This window comes from Arthrobacter sp. Bz4 (assembly GCF_003075455.1).
Classification (GTDB): domain Bacteria; phylum Actinomycetota; class Actinomycetes; order Actinomycetales; family Micrococcaceae; genus Arthrobacter_D.
In genome coordinates, this window is sequence record NZ_QDAE01000004.1 from 125,095 (window position 1) to 140,033 (window position 14,939).

The following is a 14,939-nucleotide window of genomic DNA, read 5'->3' on the forward strand; positions in this document are numbered from 1 at the left end:
AGCAGGATTATTGTACGCACCTCAACGATAGACAGGGTAGGAGGGCTAATTGGTCTGGCGGCAGAAAACAGATCACTGACTGAGCTTGCCGCCCGGGTCGTCTCGGCGCGCCTTCGTGGCATCGAAGCATGCTGTGCTTGGCTCAGCAGATGGGTGATGAGCAAACCAGTGCCGCGGTCGAAGTTTTTGGTACGTCGATTAGCCTGATTGATGTGCTGACCGCCGTTGGCATCCTGGTTGCGGCTGGTGTGACGGCGTTCGTGCTGCGCAGAATCATTTTGCGTCGCTCCCGCACCCAGCAGAGCACCCATCTCTCAACCTGGTACACCCTGTCACGGCTGGTTGCCTACACCGTTCTGGCGGTCGGCTTCTTCCTGGCGATTTCAGCGCTCGGGGTGCCGCTGAGTGACTTCGCCGTGTTGGCTGGCGCACTGGGGGTGGGCCTCGGTTTTGGGCTACAGGCAATATTCAGCAACTTCATTTCGGGCGTGGTGCTGCTGCTCGATAAGTCGCTGAAGATCGGCGATTTTGTGGAACTCGAGTCCGGCGTGACCGGCGAGGTGCGCGACATCAAGATCCGAGCGACGACGATCGTCACCAACGACAACATTGACATCCTGGTTCCGAACTCCGAGTTTGTCTCCGGCCGGGTGGTGAACTGGACTCACCGTGACGTGCTGCGGCGACTTCGCGTGCCCTTTGGGGTTGCCTACGGCACGGAAAAGAACGTGGTGAAGAAAGCGGCCCTCGAAGCGGCCGCAGCCGTGCCCTTCACCCTTCACCTCGACGGCCCCCAGCGGCCGCAAGTCTGGCTCAGCAAGTTCGATACGAGCTCGCTGAACTTCGAACTGGTCGTCTGGCTCAACCCCGAGGCCACCAAGAAACCGGTGGCCGTGACGGCGGCGTACAACTGGGCGCTGCACTCCGCCCTGCAGGCGCATGGGATCGAAATTCCGTTCCCGCAGCGTGACCTGCACGTCAAGACGCTTTTCGGTCTCAGCGACGATGATGCCCGGCATGCACTGGGACTGGCCGGGAACCTCACCCCGGACGAGGCGGGTGCCCGGCACTCACAGTCGACAACCGAAGGCGAGGACAAAGACGACAACGACCATAACGATGCCGCCGACGATGTGGGTGCCGACAATGTCCCCGATGACACCGCAGCCGGGGCTCGTTCTGCTACGGACGATTGACCCGCCCCGCCGGTGCAGCTAGGAAATCTGCAGCCCACCGTTGATGTCGTAGGTGGCGGCCGTGATGTAACCGGCGTCGGGGCCGACCAGGAAGCAGATCAGGGCGGCGATGTCGTCGACAGTGCCGACCCGGCCCATCAGGATGTCCTTGGACATGTCCTGCTTGCGTTCCTCGGTGAGGGTGCCGCCCATGATGTCGGTGTCCACCGGGCCGGGTGCCACAGCGTTGACGGTGATGCCGTGCTCGCCCATTTCGCGGGCCAGCGCCCGGGTGAAGCCGATGATGCCGGCCTTCGACGCGCTGTAGGCGACCTTCGAGTAGGTGCCGCCGCCGCGCTGCGCCGAAATCGAGGAAATGCTCACCACGCGGCCGAGCTTCCGCTCGATCATCCCGTGCAGAGCGCGCTGCGTGACCAGGAACGTGCCGGTCATGTTGACGGCGAACACCCGGTCCCAGGCCGCCTTGGTCTCCTGCATGAACTCGGTGGGGGAGCTGATCCCGGCCAGGTTGACCAGCGCGACGATGGGCGGCACCGAAGCTTCAACAGTGGTCAGAGCCGCATCAACCGAGGCCTCATCCGACACGTCAGCGGCGACGCCAACCGTCTGCACGCCGTGGCGCTGGGCAATGTCCGCAGCGGCTTCTTCGGCTGCGGCGCCGTCGATGTCCAGGATGGCGATGGACCAGCCGTCGCGGGCCAGCCGGTCGGCTGTCGCGCGGCCGATGCCGCGGGCCGAGGCTGCGCCGGTGAGGACTGCTGTGCGTTCTGTCGGGAAGGTCATGTGGTCTCCTGCTGTTGTTTTTCTGGGTGAATGAAGTGCTCGTAGTCGTCGTACGTCTGGTTGATGTGGGCCTGCATCGCCCTGCGTGCCACCTCGGGGTTGCGGGTGCGGATCGCGTCAAGCACCAGGCGGTGGTGCTCGATGGCGTGCTGCTGCACCTCGTGGAACGACGACGTTTCACGCCGCATCGTGTACAGCAGCTGGCTGAGCGGTCCGAGGATCACCGGCACAAAGGGATTCGCCGAGGCGCGGAAGATCGCCTCATGAAACGCAAGGTCGGTGGCTGTCACAGCGTCAAGGTCCTTCGCCTCATGCGCTGCCTGCAACGCGACGTTGGCTTCCTCCATTCGCGCGAGGTCCTCATCGGTGGCGTGCAGCGCGGCCAGTTCGGCGGCACCCGTTTCCACCATCCGCCGGATTTCGAGGAGCCGCAGCGAGATGTCGGGGGAGTCGGCGGTGGTCGACGCGTACCTGACGATTGCCTGCAGATCGGTCCACTGTGCCGCCGGATTCACGTAAGTGCCAAGCCCCCGTTTGATCTGCACGATGTGCTGCGCCTGGAGCTGCTTGAGCGCCTCGCGCACCGTCAGCCGGCTCACCTCGAGGGAAGCGGCCAGATCGTTTTCCGGAGGCAGCGCGGAGCCGGGTGGAAAGGTGCCGTCGATGACCTGTTCGAGGAGGTCATCGAACACCGACTCAGCGAGCGGCTTCCGTGCCATCTGCATCCCCTCCAACGGTCCTGCGCCGGGGTGCCACCACTTTGATCACTGCTGAATCATCGGCGGTACCCAACCCCTGTGTCTGGCCCAGCAGGAACAGCTGCTCGGCGGCCGCAGCCACCGGCGCCGCGAGTCCCGCACTCCGTGCGGCTTTGCCGACGATGCCGAGGTCCTTCACGAAGATGTCCAGCCGGCTCAGCACGTCGGCGTCGCCGTCGTACCCCTGCACCATGCGCGGACCGCGGTTCGAAAGCATGAACGACGACGCCGCCCCGGTCTCCAGTGCGGCCAGCGCCTGCTGCTGGTCCAGTCCGAGTGCATCGGCCAGGGCCAACGCCTCAGCGGCTGCGGCAATGTGCACACCGCACAGCAGTTGGTTCACGGTCTTCATCGCCTGACCGTCACCGGCCTTGTTCCCCACCACGGTCAGCGTCGAAGCAAGTCGCTCCAGCACGGGGCGCGCCGTCTCCAAGACCACGGGGTCGGCGCCCACCACGATCAGCAGGTCGCCTTCGCCGGCTCGCACCGGGCCGCCGGATAAGGGTGCGTCGACCAGGGCCACGCCCAGTGCGCCGAGCCGCTCGGTCCATGAGGCGACGGCGTCCATCCCCACGGTGCTGGTCATGACGACGACGGCGCCCGGTGTCAGTGCCGGGGCAATGCCGTCCTCACCGAAGAGGACACCTTCCACCTGGGCGGCGTCGCGGACCGCGAGTAGAACCAGCCCGGCACCGCTGACGGCGTCGGCGGCCGTCGTGGCACAGGTCAGCCCGGTCGCTTCGGCCCGTTCCCGTGAGGCTGGCATCGGGTCATACCCGGTGACAGTGAAGGCGCCTGCGAGCCGGGTTGCCATCGGCAGGCCCATGGCACCGAGGCCCAGGACGGCGACCCCAGTCTGGTCGTTATTGGCAGTCTGCGAGGTGCTAGACGTCATCGGGTGTTCCAGTCGTAGTGGGGGAGGCAGTAACGGGCGAGCGGAGGATGTCCACCACGTCAGCGAGGGAGTCGTCGGTGCCCACGTTGCCGGCGAAGACCACGAACGGAATGGAGAGCGCCGGGCCGTCTGCCGGCTGCCAGAGGGAGACGATGCCCGGCAGCATTGGCCCTCGCACCAGCGCGTGACGGATGGACAGCCCGTGGGCGGCGACGTCGGAGGAGGTGATCCCGCCCTTGGCGATCACAAACCTCACGGGAGCCGTCGCGATGGTGGAGCTGACGACGTCGACTATTGCCTGCGAAATGGTGCGGGCGAACTGGAGGCTCTGCTCTGGATCGTCGGAGCGGATCAGGCGGCGGCTGGTGTGCAGGATGACTTCGCCGGTGGGCAAGCCCTCGACGACGGCGCGGACGGCTTCGGCTACTCCGGCATCCCGGCGTTCGGGATCGAGGACGGCTTCGACGTCGAGCTCAACGAGGCGGGCCTCGGGTCGCCGGGCCACCAGGGCATCCAGCTGCCGGGTGGTCAGCCCCACATGGGAGCCCACCACAATGAGCCCGCCCGAGTCTGGGGCGTCCAGATCGGCGAAGACTTCCTCCGCCGTCAACGGTGGGCGTTCTTTCTGGCCAATCCGAGCCCTGACGAAGGGTGGCCCCACGCGGTAGAGCAACTTCTTGCCCCGGCGTTCGGCTTCCTCGAGGCCCAGGGCGAGGGCCCGCAGGTCATCCTCGGTGACGGCGTCGACGACGATCGGGACGGCGTCGGCCGCCTGATCGAGGACATCGGCGATGCCCTGCGAGCCGCCGCGGATGGTCGACAGGTCCAGCCGAATGGCGGCGTCCCCGGAACCGCCGGTCTTCTCGGCCACGTAATCGCCCAGGTCCGAGGACGTGAACCCGAAGGTGGCGTCCTTGGCGAACTCGGTGTCGGCCACGGGGGTGAGGGCGCCGTCGTTCCCGCGCAGGTAGTGGACGCTGCCGATGGTGACGCGACCGGCGTCGGGAAAGGCTGGAACCATGACGACACCGTCGGTCTCGGTGCCCGCGAGCGAGAGCAGGGTGGCGGCGATGACGTCGGTCTCGAGCGGGAAGTGACCGCGGAGGGTCGAGTCGCTGCGGCTGACAAACCCGATGGTGACTCCGGCGGCCGTTGCGGCGTCGAGGGAGTTGGTGACGATTTCGCGGTTGCGCGACGCGGTGGTCTCGGGGTCGAGACTGCGGGTGTTGGTGAGGACGTAGACCGCTGGTGCCGGTGCGCCGCCGATGCGCTGGGCGAAGGCCCACGCGAAGTCGCTCGGCTCCCAGGAGGTGAGGACCGGCAGGTCGGCGACGGACTGGGTGCCGGTCGGGTCGTCGTCGAGCACCACCAGGATCCGTCCGGACGCCTGTACGGCGGCAGCGATCACCTCCGGCTGGATGGCCTGGACAGCTGGGTAGCCGCTGAGCAACTCTTCTTCGAGTATCACTAGTCCGCACTTTCGTCACTGGGTCTTCGCCACAGGCACTTGTCAGATGTCTTATGTCTGGTGCTATTGTGACAGGCAGCACAGTGCCCGTCAAAAGAATCGACCAGGCCGGTGTGAACCCCTGAGGTGGCAACGAGGCCTGCTCAGTGACCGAGGAGCAGTACGTGGATATACAACTTCTTTTGGCGCTCGTCCTGGGTATCGCCACCATCATTGTTTTGGTGCTGAAGACCCGGCTCGATGCGTTTGTAGCACTCTTGATCGCTGCGCTGGTGACCGGCATTGTTGCTGGCCAGGCGCCGCTGGATATCGTTTCGGCAATTACGACCGGCTTCGGTAACACCCTGGCGTCGATCGGCATTGTGATTGGCCTGGGCGTCGGAATCGGCAAGATCCTCGAGGTTTCGGGGGCGGCTAACTCGCTGGCCATGGCCTTCCTGAAGCTCTTCGGCAAGGGCCGTGAGCCCTGGGCCCTGGGTAGCGTGGGCGCGCTGGTGTCCATCCCGGTGTTCTGCGACTCCGGCTACGTCATCATGAACCCGCTGGCCCGCTCGATTGCACGGGTCAAGCGCGCCGGGTACATCACCCTCGCGCTGGCCCTCGGCTGCGGCATGACGCTGACCCACCACCTGGTGCCGCCGACGCCCGGCCCGCTGGCCGTCGCCGGCATCCTGGGCGCCGACCTCGGTGCCTTGATCCTTGCGGGTCTTGCGTTCACTGTTCTGCTGCTGCCGATCGTCGTCTTCTACGCTCAGTGGATTGGCCCGAAGATCGAGCCATCCATGAACGAAACGGTTCGCGAGGCTGTCTACGGCACGTCTCACGCCAGGACCGGACGTCGTAGCGGCGGCACCGCTGTTGTCGACCACGACGGCGGCGCCAGCACCGATGACGATGCTCCGTCGATGGACATCGACAACACCACCCTCGGCACTCCTCCTGCGGGCGCCAAGCCTCACCGGGTAGGCGCGTTCGTTGCGTCGCTGCCGCTGCTGGTTCCACTGCTGCTCATCATCATGAACACCGTCAGCGGTGCGATCGACCAGAACAACCAGGGCGTTGTGGGCACCGGGGAGTACACGCCGTCATCGTGGGTTGTTCCCCTCGCCTTTATCGGTAACCCGGTTGTGGCACTGGTGATCGGCGTCATCCTGGCCGTCTACGTGCTGCTGCCCCGCTGGACCCCGCGTTCGAAGGTGCAGGGCTGGTTCGGTGAGGCTGCTGCCTCGGCCGGTCTGATCCTTCTCATCACCGGTGCCGGTGGCGCACTCGGTCAGGTGCTGCGTAGCTCGGGAGTGGGCGACGCCCTCGCCGAGGCAATCGCCAGTACTCCGCTGCCAGCGTTCCTGGTGCCGTTCCTGATCGCAACGTTGGTCCGCATCGCTCAGGGTTCAGGCACGGTTGCGATGATAACCGCGGCATCAGTGACCGCGCCGCTGGTCGGCTCACTTGGTATTGATCCGATCGTTGCGGCGCTGGCTTGCACGGCTGGTTCGATGGTGTTCAGCTACTTCAATGACTCCTACTTCTGGGTGGTCACCCGCTTCTCCGGTCTGGAAGGTGTTGCTGCGCTCAAGGGCTGGTCGGGCATTACGACGGCGGTCTGGGCGGGTTCGATCCCGCTGCTGTTCATCGCCAACGCGATCCTCGGCTGATCTAGCTGATTTACCTTAACAGTGGCCGGGCGGCTCGGATGTGTATCCGAGTCTCCCGGCCACTGCTGTTTCTAGCGGATCTGATCCGTAGGCTATTTGCTGTAGTGGTAGCGGCATTGTGCGATGCGGATCTCGTCCGCGACCACCTTGTAAACCAAACGGTGCTCGTCATTGATCCGGCGGGACCAATAGCCCTGAAATCCGTGTTTGAGTGGCTCGGGCTTACCCATGCCCTCGTTCCCGTTCCGCTGGATGTCCTTAATGAGGACGTTGATCCGCTTCAAGATTCTGCGGTCTTCGGCTTGCCACCAGACATAGTCCTCCCATGCCCGCTCATCCCAGAGCAAGGTCATTCGGCAAGCTCGTGGGCAACCCCATCGCCTCGCTCCAGGTTCTCGATGGCACCAAGGAGTCGGCGGGCATTCTCTGGGCTGCGGAGCAAGTACGCAGTTTCCTTCAGTGACTGATAGTCCTCAAGGGAAACGATGACTACCGGCTCCTTCCCTGCGCGGGTGATCACCACCTCTTCGCGGTCGTCGAGTACTGCATCGAGGGTTGCGGCGTAGTTTGCACGTGATTCTGAGTAGGTCATGGTCTTCATAGCATTCTCCTTACGTACGTAATATTGTACGCTCCAGAGTTTGTCTTGTCGCGGGTTCCCCGCAGCTGTTCATCACCGACTCAATCCTTGGCTGATTCAGCTCTTCCCGGAAGATCTGATCCATGATGCCTACAGCTGGGGGACGCAGGGGCCGGTGCCGAGCAGAGCGAGGCCAGCTCTGTCTCCGTCGCCGAGGGCGGTGAGGCCGTTGTTTCCCTCGTGCATGAGTTGGCTGGGGTCATCGACGTGATCGAGCCCGACGACGTGAGCTAGCTCGTGCACGATGATGGCCCTCACCTGGTCGCGACCATCCGGGTATTGAATGATGTTGGTAAGGTCAGGCGCGTCGAGCTGGACCTGGCCAGCGACATAGACAAAGGGCTTGCTCGGGGTGTGAGCGTAGGGGCTGCCGCCGAGACCGGCGACGTCCCCTTCCAGGCCAGGGATCTCTGCCGGGCTGGTCCAGGTGATCAGGATGGGTGCCCATCGTTTGCCGTAGCGATCAGGCTGGTAGGTCTCCCGGTCCTCACTGGGTGCCTCGGTGGTGATACCGCGGTAAACGAACGTCAGTCCGGTGGCAGCCGATATTTCGGCGACGGCTTCCTCAATCAGTCCGTCGGATCCCGCGGGAGCGAAGTCAGGCCGCACCACATAGTGCACCGGTCGACACGGGTCGTAGGCCACGAAGTCTTGAGAACTGTCGGGTGATTCGTGCAGCGCAAATGACGTGGATCCATTGGTTGCCGGCGGGAGGCCTAATGGGACATCCGAGGCGTCGACACCGCGAGGTGGGACGGGGGATCCAGGAAGGTGGGGGAGCGCAACGGCGAGGATGTAACGGTCGAAGACTGTCGGAGTCAGGTACAGGCCGACCACCAGGGCAATAACTCCAAACGTGCCGAGTCTCAGTCCGCGGCCGGTGGACCGCCGACGTCGTTGCCTGCGGATGCGCTTGGGTTTGGTGTTGTTGTCCTGATAAAACCAGTCACGATCCATCGCCCCCATGGCATTGCTTCCCCCCGAGATTTCTGCTGTTCCTGGTTCAGCATTACCGATGCCATCGTGTGGACGGTGTTTCCTTCGGCAATCCTGATGGAACGCTGAGCCAAGTTTCGAAGTAGATCGCAGGGTCCACCGTAGGCTTCAATCACGAGCATGAGCCGGGGGACATCATGCGCTGGGGGTCCAGGCGTTCAAGTTCTTCTACCTGTGTGTCGCGTTGTGCTAAATCCATTCGCGTTATCAGTCCACGGAGAACAAGTGAAAACAATCAGAGCTGCCCTCATGATGCTCGCGGTGCTGGTGATTGGCGCCGGTACCCTCGTCGCACCGACCCAGGCAACCGCCGCGACAACGTTCCGGGATGTACCGTCCACCAGCCAGTTCCACACCGAGATCACCTGGCTGGCTACTCAGGAAATTTCGATGGGATGGCCGGACGGCACATTCCGACCATTGCAGTCGGTAGCCCGTGACGCGATGGCTGCCTTTCTTTACCGGTTGGCCGGCGAACGGCTTACATGGCACCTAAGCAGTCGTGGTTTACCGATGTGCCAGTGGGAACCAAATTCTACAAAGAGATCCACTGGCTTGCATCGGAAGGCATCACCACCGGCTACCCAGACCGAACCTTCAAGCCTCTCAGCTCAGTCAACCGGGACGCGATGGCGGCTTTCCTCTACCGTTTCTCCGTGAAGCCAGCGTTCACAGCCTCCAAAACCAGCGCGTTTCGTGATGTGCCCACCAACAACATGTTCTACAAAGAGATCAGTTGGCTCGCGAACACCGGGATCTCGACCGGCTGGCCCGATGGCCGATTCCTACCACTGCAGGCGGTCAAACGTGACGCCATGGCAGCCTTCATGTACCGCACTAAGACCGAACTTCCGCTGAACCGTCCAGCCGAATACGGGTCCACCGCGATCCAGGTTCTGCAAACCATCCCGGTCAAGGGGCGGGCACCGAAAACCGGGTATAGCCGCGATAACTTTGGGCCATCCTGGTTTGATACCGACAACAACGGCTGCGACACCCGCAACGACATGCTGAAGGCGCAGCTCACTAACATCACCTACACCTACGGAACCTGTCAGGTAGCAACGGGTGTCCTGAACGATCCGTACACCGCCATGGTGATCAACTTTGTACGCGGAACCACCACCAGCACCAAGGTGCAGATTGACCACGTTGTCGCGCTCTCCGATGCATGGCAGAAGGGCGCGCAGCAGCTAAGTGCCGACCAGCGGCTGATCTTCGCCAACGATCCACTGAACCTGCAGGCCACCGATGGTCCGACGAACGGACAAAAGGGCGACGGCGACGCCGCCACCTGGCTTCCGCCGAACAATTCCTATCGCTGCACCTACGTTTCCCGCCAGATCTCGACCAAGGCAATCCACGGCTTGTGGGTGACTCAGGCGGAGCGAGATGCGATGGCAGGTGTGTTAAGTAAGTGTGCCGGACAACCAGCAGCGGTGACTCAGCCGGCTCCGGTTGTGCTGACTCCGGCCCCAAAGCCTGCGCCGGCCCCAAAGCCTGCACCAGCTCCAGCACCGAAGCCGAGTCCCGCGCCAAAGCCAGCGAATCCCGGAGATACCAAGAACTGCGGTGACTTCAGCACCTGGCGGGAAGCTCAGACCTGGTACGAAAAGTACTTCCCGTACTACGGCGACGTGGCTCGGCTCGATGGCAACAACGATGGCATCGTCTGCGAGTCGCTTCCCGGCGCACCATAAGGACGACAGTAAGTATTGACCGGGGGCCGTGTTTCATCCTGGCCCCCGGTTGTCGCTGCTAGGCTTCGCTGAGTGACCGATCTTCCCTGTTTGTCTCTTCTCCGAACCATCGCCCGAATCGTGCTGGGCGCGTTCCTCCTCTTCGCCGGGGTGGCGCACCTGTTTTTTGCCCGCGCCGAGTTCGCGGCCCAGGTCCCCGTATGGATGCCGCTCGATACTGACTTTGTGGTGGTGGCGTCCGGGATCGTCGAGGTGGTTCTGGGGGCTGCGCTCATCTTCCTACCGCGCTGGCGAGTCCTCGTTGGCTGGATCGTCGCGGCCTTCTTCGTCGCTGTTTTCCCAGGCAACATCGCCCAGTACGTCGACGGTGTCGACGCGTTCGGTCTGGATACCGATAGTGCTCGTCTGATCCGCTTGTTCTTCCAGCCGGCCCCGATCGCATGGGCACTGTGGTCGACCGGAGCCTGGCGGGACCGCGGCTTGTTGCGCAAATCCAGCGAGCGCCGCGGCCAGTAGGTCAAAAGGCCTTTCACCTGGTTAACCATCAGCACACCGTCAGAATCTATCCAATACCGGCGAGGACGTGCAGCCCCGCACAGGTGTCGATTGTCTGGATGGACAGTGCACCAATCTCATCGGTGGTCACAGCATTGAGACGGGTTCTGTGGATAATCTCCATTGAATGCCATGGCAGCGGTCGGTCAGGTAAATGCCTAGGGAATCCCGACATACTCTAAACAGGTGAATGTTCATATGGGGATGGAAGAGGATCAGCGCGATGAGTCTTTCGACGCGCGGCTCCGGCGCGAAGCTATGGCATGGTTGGCGATACGGACCAACGACGGAGCGGACGAGCTTCACTGGAGCGACTACGAGGATTTCACTTTTGATGGCGAAGCGTTCAAATTGCGGGACCGTTACAAAGGAATTTGGAAACCTCGACGGCTAGATGCGGCACTCTCCTTCAGCACTACCTTCCGGGCTCCAGGGCAGTCGCGTCCGTACGAAGATGACACTGGGTCAGACGGATTGTTTCGTTACAAATGGCAGGGTGATGACCCTGACCATGCTGACAACCGGGCTTTGAGGCAAGCTCAAAAACTCGGACTTCCTTTGATTTGGTTTTTTGCGGTTCGCACCGGTTGGTACTTACCGGTTTTCCCGGTCTTTCTCCTGGAAGAAGAAGCTCACCTGAAGCAATTCGTCGTCGACCTCGATCCGTTGCGGGCTAACGTGGGCAACTTACCGTTAGAGATCAACTTCCCCTTACATTTTGAGCGTCGCTACCGGAACCAGCAGGTAAAAAGGCGGCTCCATCAGGGACTATTTCGCGCCGACGTGATGCGTGCTTACGCCACGAAATGTGCTGTGTGTTCCCTAGGACACAGGCAGTTACTGGATGCCGCTCACATTGTCCCGGACTCGCACGAAGATGGCGTTGCCACCGTCGCCAACGGTTTGGCGCTCTGCAAGATTCATCATGCGGCCTTTGACGTGAACATTCTTGGCATCCGCCCAGACCATGTAGTAGAAATTCGGGCCGACCTTCTAGAGGAAATGGACGGTCCTATGCTCCAGTTTGGGTTGAAAGAACATCACAATACGAGGTTGATGAACGTTCCTCCACGAAGGGCAGACCTCCCCAGCGGAGATCTGCTCGAGATTGCTTACCAACGGTTCCGCAGCGCAGGGTGAGCCATCGGTCCTTAACTTGATCGGCCCCTCGGTCACTATGTAACTCGCACCAGTACATTTCCACTACTTAGGAACTCCGGCATACAATGCTCCGATTCAGCGGAGGTCGGGTCCGCCCGCCTCGGCGAGCTCGTTAAGCACGCTAATGGCTTCATCGGCGTCGTCTGATAGATCGTCACTGAATGTTTCAGGTATTTCTTCGTTTGCGAGATGCGGATACTTTTCAATAAGAAACCGGCGCCGGTATTCGACGTCCGCGACATCGACAATTGATTCGAGGGTTGTCCAATTGAGGGTAAACCCGACGAGGACGCCGACGGCAGGCACCACCTTGCCGAGCCCCTGCTTCGTCAGACGTTTTCCAAATGCCTTAGAGAACTGTTTCGATACCTGCGAGATAACGGACCTGTCCAGAACCTCCCAAGTTTTTCCGCGGACCAAAGACTGGGTAAGTCGCGAAATGTCGGAAAGTGCAGCAGTCTTGGCGCTGGCTGAGGCGGCGGTGCCCGCATTAACGACAGACAAGATGAAGAGCTTTTCCGCAGGCTCTTCAGGGTCATAACCGTAGAGCAGCGAGATATGACCAACCGATCTAGAGGCGAGTCCTAGAACCAGCGCGGCGTCACTTACAAATGCTCCGGCAATGGCTGCGCCCGACGGTGCCGCTGCCGCCCCGGCAGAAGTGGCTGTTGCGAGTTGCCCACCCGAAATGACTATTCCGGCAGTTGCTCCAGACATTGCTGCAGCAAGAGGATAGAGCCAACTCGTTCCTCGTCCATGGACCGCATCTATCTGTTCAAGGTCGAGCTGTCGCAAATCAAGAAGCCTTGCCACATCGTGACCGTGCTTTTTATGGCTTGCCACAACGCGTTTGGGGGAAAGCCCGGCCCGTGAAACGCGTCCCGCCGTCTGTCTCACAGACCCAAAAGCAGTGTCGCTCCAATTTGGAAGTGCGTTGGCTGCCTTTCGAGCGCCGGCTCCAACCGTCTGTGTGCCCTTTGCGACCACGGATTGACCCCGCGAGACGGCAGATTGGGCGCCGGGGTGGCCGTTTAGAAACTTTGTTGCATGCTTACCGATGCTAGTCGCGCCATTAGAAACTTGCTGTCCAGCATTCCTCATCGCCCTTGAGAGAGGACGGCCTCGGAATCGTTGGATGTTGCGCCATGCATCGAGTTCATACTCAGAGGGTTCAATCATTCTGCAATTATGCCTTAATGACGACGAAAATTTTTGGAAATAGCGACACTTCGAAGGTCGATTGGAAAGGAAGCCGTTTTGGGGGTTCACGGAATTCTTTATGCCAATGATTTAGGTGCTTTCCCCAGCCGCGGCTGACCGAATCAAATCAGCTGGTAGCTGCCGGACTCCACTTTTCCGCTCTTCCGAGCGCTCGTTCCAACTCTCGCCCACCGGCCTCCGCAAGCAGCGTCGAGTCCCCGACTACAACCAGAAGGCTTCGCGCACGGGATAGCCCGACGTACAGTTGCTCGGCAGCACGATCCATCTCTTTGAAGCCGTCAACACACAGGACGACTACTGAACGCTCGAGACCCTTGAATCCGAGGACGTGCCCATAGAACTCGGTCTCCATCGCATGAAAGTCGCGCCAGTATTCGTCAGTGGTTCCACTGTCGAAGTGTTCCTGGTGGATCGGGTGACGGCGGCGGGTGGTGAGCAGGGCGATCTGGTTCGCGGCCCAGCCATCATTGATGAGGGAGTCAATACAGTCACTGGCGATGTCCAGCGCGTCCTCGGTGGCGCACTCTACCCGGCGAACGGGCAGTCCCGTACCGCCGCGGGGAGTGAAGTGCTCCCCGGCGAAAGACTTGAATACTTCGGCTATACGGCGTGTGTTCCGGAGGTTGTCGTCAATGTGGATGGGAACGAGCTCTGCTGCCGGCCCCTGGGCGAGGTCTGCGGTGGCCCCACCCCAGCGGCGGTACACATCCTGCCGGTCGTCCATGAACGCATAGATCTGGCCCACCAGGGGGTCTTTCAAGCAGGCGAGCAGAGCTTCCCACCACAGCGGCGCGAAGTCCTGCGCCTCGTCGATGATGACCGCATCCAACTTCTGCTCCGATGGCAGGCTGGCAGCCTTCTCTATCAACAGGCGCGGCATGTCCTCGTCGAAGTAGGCCTGTCCGGTGCCGTCCGGGATGCCAAGGGACCGCACAAAGTCGTGGAACTCGCCCGTGAAAACCGGTTTGGCTTGCCGCCACCCCGAGACCTGGTTCTGCAGGTGCTGTCCCAGGCCCTTGTTGTAGCAGAACAGGCCGACCCGGTTGCCGTCGCGGCATAGTTGGCGCGCTTTCGCGACGGCCAGCCAGGTCTTGCCGCTGCCCGCTCCGCCGGTGAATCGGATCCGCGGAATGTCGCGGGTGGCGGAGAGGAGCCCGCTCTGCCGCTCCGTCAGATGGTCCTGCAGATCCTCGAGTTCTTGTTGGTTGGTCTCCGATCCCGATGGCGTCTCAAGCTTCCCGTCCAGCCTCTTGCAGATTCGTTCCAAATACTGCGGCGCAAGCGGAATGGCTCCGTTGCCTTCAGTTTCGATGGCACGGCGGATTTTGTCGGCGGGTGACTGGAGGTCGTCCTGGTCGAGCAGGAGAACCCGAGGGCAGCCGGTCATAGACCAGTTTGATGGGACGGGGGTATAGGGCAGAGCAACCATGTAGGCGAAGCGGCTGGTCAGCGGCGAACCGAGCTGGCCGACGATCCAATCCCGAAAGGCATGCATTGAACTCTGCGATTGGGCAACCGGACTTTTGAGCCTATGGCGCCCGTCCCTATCCGACTGATACCACTGGGCGCTATCAATGCTGATCTGCCCGCCCTTGACTTCGATGGCGGCGAGCCCAACCCCGGGCCACAAGACGAGAATGTCGATCTCGCACTCGGCGCGACCATGACGGACCTGTACCGAATGGGCAATCACGACGTCGTCCGGCAGGGAAGCGCGCAGCCGCTCCCAGACAGCCCGTTCAGCGGACTGGCCGTCTTCGAACTCAGGTTCCCCCGGAATGCAACGCATTATTTCCCCCATTTTCTTGACGGCGGAGAACCCCGCCACCGTCTGTATTTGCAGGCTATCAACCCTTGCCCACATTTTCGTGACGCATTCCACAATGTCGGTGGGGGAATGGACTATGGAAC

15 protein-coding genes are annotated in these 14,939 nt (G+C 61.8%); 6 read left to right on the forward strand and 9 right to left on the reverse strand.

Going from position 1 to position 14,939, the window contains the following annotated elements:
- Positions 1–128: 128 nt before the first annotated feature.
- Positions 129–1,196 carry a mechanosensitive ion channel domain-containing protein gene (locus DDA93_RS05065; RefSeq protein WP_116778182.1) on the forward strand — a complete coding sequence of 356 codons (1,068 nt, stop codon included), beginning with the start codon at positions 129–131 and terminating at the stop codon, positions 1,194–1,196.
- An 18-nt stretch (positions 1,197–1,214) separates the two neighbouring features.
- On the opposite strand, the gene DDA93_RS05070 is transcribed toward DDA93_RS05065, so the two are convergent.
- From DDA93_RS05070 to DDA93_RS05085, 4 genes are read right to left on the reverse strand one after another with little or no spacing between them, the layout of a single operon-like run.
- Complete coding sequence (locus DDA93_RS05070; protein WP_116778183.1) at positions 1,215–1,979, reverse strand: SDR family oxidoreductase; 765 nt, start codon at positions 1,977–1,979, stop codon at positions 1,215–1,217.
- Positions 1,976–2,698 (reverse strand): FadR/GntR family transcriptional regulator, encoded by a 723-nt coding sequence (locus DDA93_RS05075; protein ID WP_116778184.1) that lies wholly within the window; start codon positions 2,696–2,698, stop codon positions 1,976–1,978. Before DDA93_RS05075 ends, DDA93_RS05070 begins: the two co-directional genes overlap by 4 nt.
- The gene (locus tag DDA93_RS05080; protein ID WP_116778185.1) at positions 2,676–3,632 is read right to left on the reverse strand and encodes an NAD(P)-dependent oxidoreductase; all 957 of its coding nucleotides are present in this window, start codon (positions 3,630–3,632) and stop codon (positions 2,676–2,678) included. Before DDA93_RS05080 ends, DDA93_RS05075 begins: the two co-directional genes overlap by 23 nt.
- A complete protein-coding gene (locus DDA93_RS05085) occupies positions 3,622–5,100 on the reverse strand; it encodes a four-carbon acid sugar kinase family protein (RefSeq protein ID WP_116778186.1) in 1,479 nt (492 codons plus the stop codon). The genes DDA93_RS05080 and DDA93_RS05085 overlap by 11 nt, the downstream gene beginning before the upstream one ends.
- Positions 5,101–5,264: 164 nt before the next feature.
- On the opposite strand from DDA93_RS05085, the gene DDA93_RS05090 reads away from it, so the two are divergent.
- The gene (locus DDA93_RS05090) at positions 5,265–6,755 is read left to right on the forward strand and encodes a GntP family permease (protein ID WP_116778243.1); all 1,491 of its coding nucleotides are present in this window, start codon (positions 5,265–5,267) and stop codon (positions 6,753–6,755) included.
- A gap of 92 nt (positions 6,756–6,847) precedes the next feature.
- Here the strand turns inward: DDA93_RS05090 and DDA93_RS05095 are convergent, their stop codons facing one another.
- The 3 genes from DDA93_RS05095 to DDA93_RS05105 all read right to left on the reverse strand — a co-directional run bounded on the left by DDA93_RS05095 (position 6,848) and on the right by DDA93_RS05105 (position 8,361).
- Complete coding sequence (locus DDA93_RS05095; RefSeq protein ID WP_116778187.1) at positions 6,848–7,108, reverse strand: Txe/YoeB family addiction module toxin; 261 nt, start codon at positions 7,106–7,108, stop codon at positions 6,848–6,850.
- A complete protein-coding gene (locus DDA93_RS05100) occupies positions 7,105–7,356 on the reverse strand; it encodes a type II toxin-antitoxin system prevent-host-death family antitoxin (RefSeq protein WP_116778188.1) in 252 nt (83 codons plus the stop codon). The genes DDA93_RS05095 and DDA93_RS05100 overlap by 4 nt, the downstream gene beginning before the upstream one ends.
- Before the next feature lie 129 nt (positions 7,357–7,485).
- On the reverse strand, positions 7,486–8,361 hold the full coding sequence (locus DDA93_RS05105) for a peptidase (protein ID WP_243400512.1): 876 nt from the start codon (positions 8,359–8,361) through the stop codon (positions 7,486–7,488).
- Between the two features lie 282 nt (positions 8,362–8,643).
- Here DDA93_RS05105 and DDA93_RS16680 point away from each other — a divergent pair, with 282 nt between their 5' ends.
- The 4 genes from DDA93_RS16680 (at position 8,644) to DDA93_RS05120 (ending at position 11,786) form a co-directional block, all read left to right on the forward strand.
- Complete coding sequence (locus DDA93_RS16680; RefSeq protein WP_243400525.1) at positions 8,644–9,051, forward strand: S-layer homology domain-containing protein; 408 nt, start codon at positions 8,644–8,646, stop codon at positions 9,049–9,051.
- The gene (locus DDA93_RS16685) at positions 8,937–10,091 is read left to right on the forward strand and encodes a DUF1524 domain-containing protein (RefSeq protein WP_243400526.1); all 1,155 of its coding nucleotides are present in this window, start codon (positions 8,937–8,939) and stop codon (positions 10,089–10,091) included. The genes DDA93_RS16680 and DDA93_RS16685 overlap by 115 nt, the downstream gene beginning before the upstream one ends.
- Before the next feature lie 72 nt (positions 10,092–10,163).
- Positions 10,164–10,607 (forward strand): hypothetical protein, encoded by a 444-nt coding sequence (locus DDA93_RS05115; protein WP_243400513.1) that lies wholly within the window; start codon positions 10,164–10,166, stop codon positions 10,605–10,607.
- A gap of 225 nt (positions 10,608–10,832) precedes the next feature.
- Entirely contained in the window at positions 10,833–11,786 is a 954-nt protein-coding gene (locus DDA93_RS05120) for an HNH endonuclease (RefSeq protein ID WP_243400514.1), read from the forward strand.
- Between the two features lie 96 nt (positions 11,787–11,882).
- Here the strand turns inward: DDA93_RS05120 and DDA93_RS05125 are convergent, their stop codons facing one another.
- Positions 11,883–12,620 carry an EcsC family protein gene (locus DDA93_RS05125; protein WP_243400515.1) on the reverse strand — a complete coding sequence of 246 codons (738 nt, stop codon included), beginning with the start codon at positions 12,618–12,620 and terminating at the stop codon, positions 11,883–11,885.
- A 514-nt stretch (positions 12,621–13,134) separates the two neighbouring features.
- The gene (locus DDA93_RS05130; RefSeq protein ID WP_116778190.1) at positions 13,135–14,817 is read right to left on the reverse strand and encodes an NERD domain-containing protein; all 1,683 of its coding nucleotides are present in this window, start codon (positions 14,815–14,817) and stop codon (positions 13,135–13,137) included.
- Positions 14,818–14,939: the final 122 nt, after the last annotated feature.